Source organism: Nocardioides sp. B129/18, from assembly GCF_055282735.1.
In genome coordinates this window covers 1-7,618 of record NZ_JBUZJI010000049.1, presented here as the reverse complement: position 1 = coordinate 7,618, position 7,618 = coordinate 1, and the positions used below count along the sequence as shown (strand labels likewise).

The 7,618-nt window shown below is 72.9% G+C and carries 5 protein-coding genes; 1 reads left to right on the top strand and 4 read right to left on the bottom strand.

The annotated features are described in order from the left end of the window. The 4 genes from ACZDWJ_RS19465 to ACZDWJ_RS19450 form a co-directional block, all read right to left on the bottom strand. The coding region (locus ACZDWJ_RS19465) for a pyruvate carboxylase (RefSeq protein ID WP_463523799.1) at positions 1-3,199 on the bottom strand (3,199 nt) is incomplete at its 3' end. A 110-nt stretch (positions 3,200-3,309) separates the two neighbouring features. Next, on the bottom strand, positions 3,310-4,146 hold the full coding sequence (locus ACZDWJ_RS19460; RefSeq protein ID WP_463523797.1) for an LpxL/LpxP family acyltransferase: 837 nt from the start codon (positions 4,144-4,146) through the stop codon (positions 3,310-3,312). A gap of 9 nt (positions 4,147-4,155) precedes the next feature. Beyond that, complete coding sequence (locus tag ACZDWJ_RS19455) at positions 4,156-4,653, bottom strand: serine O-acetyltransferase (RefSeq protein WP_463523795.1); 498 nt, start codon at positions 4,651-4,653, stop codon at positions 4,156-4,158. A gap of 54 nt (positions 4,654-4,707) precedes the next feature. Then, on the bottom strand, positions 4,708-6,498 hold the full coding sequence (locus tag ACZDWJ_RS19450) for an acetyl/propionyl/methylcrotonyl-CoA carboxylase subunit alpha (RefSeq protein WP_463523793.1): 1,791 nt from the start codon (positions 6,496-6,498) through the stop codon (positions 4,708-4,710). A 333-nt stretch (positions 6,499-6,831) separates the two neighbouring features. On the opposite strand from ACZDWJ_RS19450, the gene ACZDWJ_RS19445 reads away from it, so the two are divergent. Continuing rightward, on the top strand, positions 6,832-7,618 hold a 787-nt coding region (locus ACZDWJ_RS19445), incomplete at its 3' end, for a hypothetical protein (protein ID WP_463523791.1).

Sequence of the window (7,618 nt, the reverse complement as noted above, 5' to 3'; positions counted from 1 at the left end):
GCGCGGCGACGTGGCCGGGGTTCGAGGAGTCGGCCTTCTCCGCGGCGGCGACGTCGGCTGCGACGGAGCGGTCGCGCACGGTGATGGGGCGCAGCTGGCCGTTGAGCAGCGCCATGACGGTGCGGAAGCCGCGCTCGTCGGGCTGGCTGACGGACTGGACGCCCAGGATGAGCGTCTTGCCCTCGTCGAGCTGGACCGGGTGCTCCTCGCCCTGCCGCAGGCCGTAGAGGTAGTCCAGCGTCGGCAGCACCGAGAGGTCGCCGTACTTCTCGACGGCCTCGGAGTACGCCTTGGTCGGGCCCGGGAAGAGCAGCTCGTTGAGCGTGCGACGGCGCACCGCCGACTCCTCCGAGCCCAGCGCGGCGTCGGCCTCGGCGGGCAGGTCGGCCTCCGGCGGGGTCCAGGTGCGGCCGGCCAGCGCCTTGGTGCGGAACGGCTCGGGCCACCCGCCGGGCGGGTCGCCGAGCTCGCCGTTGAGGAACCCGATCACCGAGTCGGGGATGTCGTAGCGCTCGGGGTGCTCGGCGAAGTCGGCCGGGTCGATGCCCTGGCCGACCAGCGCGAGGGCGAGGTCGCCGACGACCTTCGACGACGGCGTCACCTTGACGACGTTGCCCAGCAGGTCGTTGGCGGCGGCGTAGGTGTCCTCGATCTGCTCGAACTTCTCACCCAGGCCGAGCGCGATCGCCTGCTGACGCAGGTTGGAGAGCTGGCCGCCCGGGATCTCGTGGCGGTAGACCCGCCCGGTGGGCGAGGGCAGACCGGACTCGAAGGGCGCGTAGACCCGGCGGGTGGCCTCCCAGTACGGCTCGAGCGCGTTGACGGCGCCGAGGTCGAGGCCGGTCTCCCGCTCGGAGTGGTCGGTGGCGGCCACCAGCGCGGAGAGCGGCGGCTGGCTGGTGGTGCCGGCCATCGAGGCGGTGGCGGCGTCGACGGCGTCGACCCCGGCGTCGATCGCGGCCAGCAGGGTCGCCAGCTGGCCGCCGGTGGTGTCGTGGGTGTGCAGGTGCACCGGGGTGTCGAAGCGCTCGCGCAGCGCGGTGACCAGCGTGCGCGCCGCCGGGGCGCGGAGCAGGCCGGCCATGTCCTTGATGCACAGCACGTGGGCGCCGGCCTCGACGATCCGCTCGGCCAGGCGCAGGTAGTAGTCGAGGGTGTAGATGCGCTCGTCGGGGCTGGAGAGGTCGCCGGTGTAGCAGAGCGCGACCTCGGCGACGGTGGTGCCGGTGGCGCGGACCGCCTCGATGGCCGGACGCATCTGCTCGACGTCGTTGAGGGCGTCGAAGATCCGGAACACGTCGAGACCGGTGCGGGCCGCCTCCTCCACGAACGCCTCGGTGACCCGCGTCGGGTACGGCGTGTAGCCGACCGTGTTGCGTCCGCGCAGCAGCATCTGCAGGCAGATGTTCGGCGCGGCCTGGCGCAGCGCGGCCAGCCGCTCCCAGGGGTCCTCGGAGAGGAACCGCAGCGCGACGTCGTAGGTGGCGCCGCCCCAGGCCTCCAGCGACCACAGCTGCGGGGTGGTGCGCGCGACGTAGGGCGCCACCTCCAGCAGGTCGCGGGTGCGCACGCGGGTGGCGAGCAGCGACTGGTGGGCGTCGCGGAAGGTCGTGTCGGTGACCGCGACGTCCTTCTGCGCGCGCAGGCGGCGGGCGAACTCCTCCGGACCGACCTGCAGCAGCAGCTGCCGGGTGCCGTCGGGGGCGGGGACGCGCAGGTCGACCTCCGGCAGCTTCGAGGCCGGGCTGACGGTGACCGGCGCGGCGCCGTGCGGCTGGTTGACGGTGACGTCGGCCAGGTAGGTGAGCAGCTTGGTGCCGCGATCGCCCGAGCCGCGGGCGTCGAGCAGCTGCGGGTGGGTCTCGATGAAGGAGGTGGTGACGCGGCCGGCGGCGAAGTCGGGGTCGGCCAGCACCGCCTGCAGGAAGGCGATGTTCGTCGAGACGCCGCGGATGCGGAACTCCGCGATCGCGCGACGCGACTTCGCGACGGCGTCCTCGAAGGTGCGGCCGCGGCAGGTGAGCTTGGCGAGCATGGAGTCGAAGTGCGCGGAGATCTCGGCGCCGGTGTAGGTGGTGCCGCCGTCCAGGCGCACGCCGCCGCCGCCGGGGGAGCGGTAGGTGGTGATGACGCCGGTGTCGGGGCGGAAGCCGTTGGCGGGGTCCTCGGTGGTGATGCGGCACTGGAGCGCGGCACCGCGCAGGCGCACGGTGTCCTGGGAGAGTCCGAGGTCCGCGAGCGTGGCGCCCGCCGCGATGCGCAGCTGGGACTGGACGAGGTCGACGTCGGTGACCTCCTCGGTGACGGTGTGCTCCACCTGGATGCGCGGGTTCATCTCGATGAAGACGTAGTTGCCGGCCGGGTCGAGCAGGAACTCCACGGTGCCGGCGTTCTTGTAGCCGATCTCGCGGGCGAAGCGGACGGCGTCGTCGCACATGCGATCGCGCAGCGCGGGATCGAGGTGCGGGGCCGGCGCGATCTCGACGACCTTCTGGTGGCGCCGCTGCACCGAGCAGTCGCGCTCGTAGAGGTGGATGACGCCGCCCTGGCCGTCGGCCAGGATCTGGACCTCGATGTGGCGAGGGTCGACGACGGCCTGCTCGATGAAGACGGTCGGGTCGCCGAACGCGCCGTCGGCCTCGCGCATGCACGTCTCGACGGCCTCGCGCAGCCCGGACGGCTCGTCGACGCGCCGCATGCCGCGACCGCCGCCGCCGGCCACGGCCTTCACGAACAGCGGGAACGGCAGGTCCGCGGCGGCGGCGATCAGCTCGTCGACGTCGGTCGACGGCGGCACGCTCGCCAGCGTCGGGACCCCGGCCGCCTTCGCCGCGGCGATGGCGCGGGCCTTGTTGCCGGTGAGGGTGAGCACCTCGGCGCTGGGACCGACGAAGGTGATGCCGGCCTCCGCGCACGCCTCGGCCAGGGCGGGGTTCTCCGAGAGGAAGCCGTAGCCGGGGTAGACGGCGTCGGCTCCGGCACGCACGGCGGTCGCGACGATCGCCTCGGGGTCCAGGTAGGCGCGCACCGGGTGGCCGCGCTCGCCGATCTCGTAGGCCTCGTCGGCCTTGAGGCGGTGCTCGGACCACCGGTCCTCGTAGGGGAAGACCGCGACCGTGCGCGCCCCCACCTCGTACGCAGCCCGGAACGCCCGGACGGCGATCTCGCCGCGGTTGGCCACCAGCACCTTGGAGAACATGCCGGGAGGCTAGTGGGGCTCACCCCCTCCTGGGCACCGTCCGTCTTGACCCGCGTCGCCCAGGGTCGGGCGTCTCCGGATAGCGGACGGCCCCGCGGAGGCCCCGGCGGTCAGTCGCGGTCGGGGAAGGTGATCCGGTCCAGCGGCTGCTCGTAGGCCTCCGGCCACGCGCGGACGAACGGCTCGTGCGCGCTCATGATCGCCTGGTGCAGCGCCATCTTGCTGGCCTGCTCGGCGGGCTCCAGCGGCGCGGAGAGGTGCACGCTCGGTCGGCCGCCCCGACGCTCCGGGCGACGGCAGGTCATGACGACGATCGGCGTGCCGGTGCGCCACGCGACGTGCGCGGCGGCGATGCCGCAGCGGATGCGCTGGCCGAGGAACTGGGCGGGGCTGGTGCCGCGCACGTCGTTGGCGACGCCCACCACGGCGCCCGGCACGAGCCGCGCCTCGATGCCGGCGGGGCCCTCCGCGACGTCGAAGGGGGTGTTGCCGGTGACCTCGCCCTTGCGGCGCATGTCGCGGATGAAGTCGGGGGCGTCCTCGGCGATCATCCGGGTGTTCACCACCACCTGGAGCCGGTGGCTGCGGCCGACCGAGGCCAGCGCGCCCTCCCAGGGTCCGTGGTGCAGGAAGCTGAGGAGCACCGGCCGGCCGGCCGCCTTGAGCGCGTCGAGGTGCTCGACGCCGTGCACCGGCAGGTCGGTCTCGTGGGTCAGGTGACGCCGCGACTCCGAGCGCCACGCGTAGTAGCGCAGGTAGGGGGCGGCGAGCGCCTCGCAGGCGGCGTCGTCGAGCTCGGCGCCGTGCAGGGCGCGGACCTGCGCCAGCGCGGCCGCGCGTCGGGAGCCGCGCGCCAGGTGCAGCGCCGCGGCCAGACGCGCGGCGGCGGGGATCGTGGACTCCGGCAGGGCGCTGCGCAGACGGTCGGGGGAGAGGACGCCGGGCACGGGGGACTCCTAGGACTGGGGGGTGAGGGGGTCCTGGTCCTGGGGAGGGAGCACGGTGCTGGGCTGGGCGCGCACGCGCGCGCCCGCGGGGACGTCGCGCGTCACGAGGCTGTGGGCACCGATGTTCGCGCCGTCGCCGATGGTGAGCGTGTGCCCGCGGGAGTTGGCGATCTTGGTGCCCATGCCTATGACGACGTCGTCGCCGATGATCACGCGGTCGGGACCCAGGATCTCGGCGTCGCTGCCGACCATCGCGTGCTGGTAGACGCGCACGCGGTCGCCGATGGTGGTGTTGGGGTGGAACACGATGCCGAGGCCGTAGTGCTCCAGGCGCACGCCCTCGCCGACGGTGGCCTCCGGCGGGAGGATCGCGCGGAAGAACAGGTAGTTGAACGCCTTGACCAGCTTCGCGAGCCGGTGGTGGCCCTGCTGGTACAGACGGATCGACAGCCGCCAGGTCGTCATGGGACCGAACCGGGGCGGTCGGTCGTGGTAGACGGGGGGCATGGCGGCTGCCGATCCTTCCGAGAGGTGCGCAGGCGGTGGGGGACGAGCGGGAGGTCAGTCCTTCAGCTCGCAGATGACGGCGCCGTTGGCGACCGTGGCGCCGACCTCGGCGGCCAGGCCGGTGACGGTGCCCGCCTTGTGGGCCTTGAGCGGCTGCTCCATCTTCATCGCCTCCAGGACGACGATGACGTCGCCCTCGGCGACGCTCTGGCCCTCCTCGACGGCGATCTTGACGATGGTGCCCTGCATCGGGCTGGCCACGGAGTCGCCGCTGACCGCGGCGCCGGCCTTCTTGCCCGCAGCGCGCTTCGGCTTCTTCGCGCCGCCCGCGGCGGGGCCGGCGGCGATGCCGCCCAGGCCGGCCGGCAGGACGACGTCGAGACGACGACCACCGACCTCGACGACGACCGTCTGGCGCTCGCCGGCGTCCTCGGCCTCGCCGACCTCGCCGCCGTAGGGCTGGATCTGGTTGTCGAAGTCGGTCTCGATCCACTGCGTGTAGACGTCGAAGGAGCCCTCGCCCGACGGGGTCGAGGGACCGACGTAGGCCGGGTCGCTGACGACGGCGCGGTGGAAGGGGATGACGGTGGGCATGCCGTCGACGACGAACTCGTCGAGCGCGCGGCGCGAGCGCTCCAGCGCCTGGGTGCGGTCGCGACCGGTGACGATCAGCTTCGCGATGAGGGAGTCGAACGAGCCCGGGATGGTCTGGCCGTTCTCGTAGCCGCCGTCGACGCGGACGCCGGGGCCCTGCGGCGGGTTCCAGGCGGTGAGGGTGCCGGGGGCGGGCATGAAGTTGCGGCCGCCGTCCTCGGCGTTGATGCGGTACTCGATGGAGTGGCCGATGATCTCGGGGTCGTCGTAGCCGAGCTCCTCGCCGGCGGCGATGCGGAACATCTCGCGCACGAGGTCGATGCCGCTGACCTCCTCGGAGACGCAGTGCTCGACCTGCAGGCGGGTGTTGACCTCGAGGAAGGAGATCGAGCCGTCCTGGGCCACCAGGAACTCGCACGTGCCGGCGCCGTAGTAGCCGGCCTCGCGCAGGATGCGCTTGGAGGACTCGTAGAGCGAGGTGACCTGCTCCTCCGAGAGGAACGGCGCGGGCGCCTCCTCGACGAGCTTCTGGTTGCGGCGCTGCAGCGAGCAGTCGCGGGTGGAGACCACCACGACGTTGCCGTGCTTGTCGGCCAGGCACTGGGTCTCGACGTGGCGCGGCTTGTCGAGGAACTTCTCCACCAGGCACTCGCCACGACCGAAGGCCGTGACGGCCTCGCGGACCGCCGACTCGTAGGCGTCGGGGATCTCCTCGAGGGTGCGCGCGACCTTCAGGCCGCGGCCACCGCCGCCGTAGACGGCCTTGATGGCGACCGGCAGGCCGTTGGCCTTGGCGAACTCGACGACCTCGTTCGCGTCGGCGACGGGGTCCTTGGTGCCGGGGGCCAGCGGCGCGTTCGCGCGCTCGGCGATGTGCTTGGCCTTCGCCTTGTCGCCCAGGGCGTCGATGGCCTCGGGGGAGGGGCCGATCCAGATCAGCCCGGCGTCGAGGACGGCCTGGGCGAACTGGGCGTTCTCGGCGAGGAAGCCGTAGCCGGGGTGGACGGAGTCGGCGCCGGAGCGCTCGGCGACCGCGATGATCTTGGCGATGTCGAGGTAGGACTCGGCGGGGGTGGCGCCCTCGAGGGAGTAGGCCTCGTCGGCCATCCGCACGAAGACCGCGTCACGGTCGGGCTCGGCGTACACGGCGACGCTGCCGATGCCGGCGTCCTTGCAGGCGCGGATCACGCGGACCGCGATCTCGCCCCGGTTGGCGACGAGGACCTTCTGCAGTGGCTTGATTTCCGGCACGTGACTCTCCTGGAGCGGGGGCGGGGAACGAGGCGGCGATGCGCCGCTGCGCAATGTATCGCCACGCTCCGACGCCGGTCCGGGGGGTCTCATGCTGGGACGGCCGTCCGAGGGTGTCCCTGATCACCCGTCGGTGCAGCGTGACCTTTTCCCATCCGTGCCGTTATGCGGAACAATGGCCCCACAATCTGGTCGGCAGGCTCGGGTCCGATCTGAGCCTGTCTAGACCATTCGGTTGATGCCGGTAACCGTTCACCCAGTGTTTCGTTGAGGGGTGGCACGGCTGCTCGCGAGGGCAGCCAACTTTTCAAGTCTGACCGTGGAGGGACGGGCGTGACACTCTTCGACACCCGACAGATGGACCTGCTCGACGAGGGCTGGGACGGCGCGAGCGACGTCGCGCTCGTGACGGCTGCCCGCGCGGGCCACGCCGACGCCGAGGTGACCCTGCTGGGTCGCCACGCGCCGGCCGTCCAGGCGCTGGCCGACGCCGTCGACCCCCGTGCCTACGACCGCTCGTGGAGCGCCATGGCCGCGTTCGTCGAGGGCGACCGCCCGATGACCGCGCCGTTCCGCGTGATGTGGCTGGCCGAGGTCACCGGGGAGAGCCTCTCCGCGGACCGTCGCACCGGCGACGCCGGCTGGGACGCCGTGTGGACCTCCTACCGCTCGATGGCCGACGCCTGGCAGACCGCGCTGTGGCACCAGGAGGTCGAGGGCCAGCAGTCCGCTGCCATCGCCCCCCTGCTCGGCATCGGCGAGGTCGACACCCGCCGTGCCCTCGTCTCCGCTCGTGCGCTCCTGCGCCGCCTCACCGCCCGGGCCCTCCCCGCGGGCGACGAGGCCGCGTGCCTCGAGCTCTCCGGCTTCCTGCGCATGGAGGCCCCCGGTCGCCTCGATGGCGAGCTGCGCCGCGCCCTGCGCGAGCACGGCCGTCACTGCGACGACTGCCTCGGCCTGATCCGCGCCATGTTCACCCTCGACATCTCGCTGCGCGAGGTGCTCGCGGGCCGCGTCCTCGGCCCCTACGCCGACGAGTACCTGCGCACCCGCTCGGCGGCCAAGCCCGAGCGTGCGCTGCTCGCCAGCCCGCTGGGCCAGACGGCTGCTCGCGTCGCGC

Bases quoted from the DNA above. Each gene is read 5' to 3' on its own strand.
- ACZDWJ_RS19455 (WP_463523795.1), bottom strand. From the start codon at position 4,653: ATGCCCCCCGTCTACCACGACCGACCGCCCCGGTTCGGTCCCATGACG.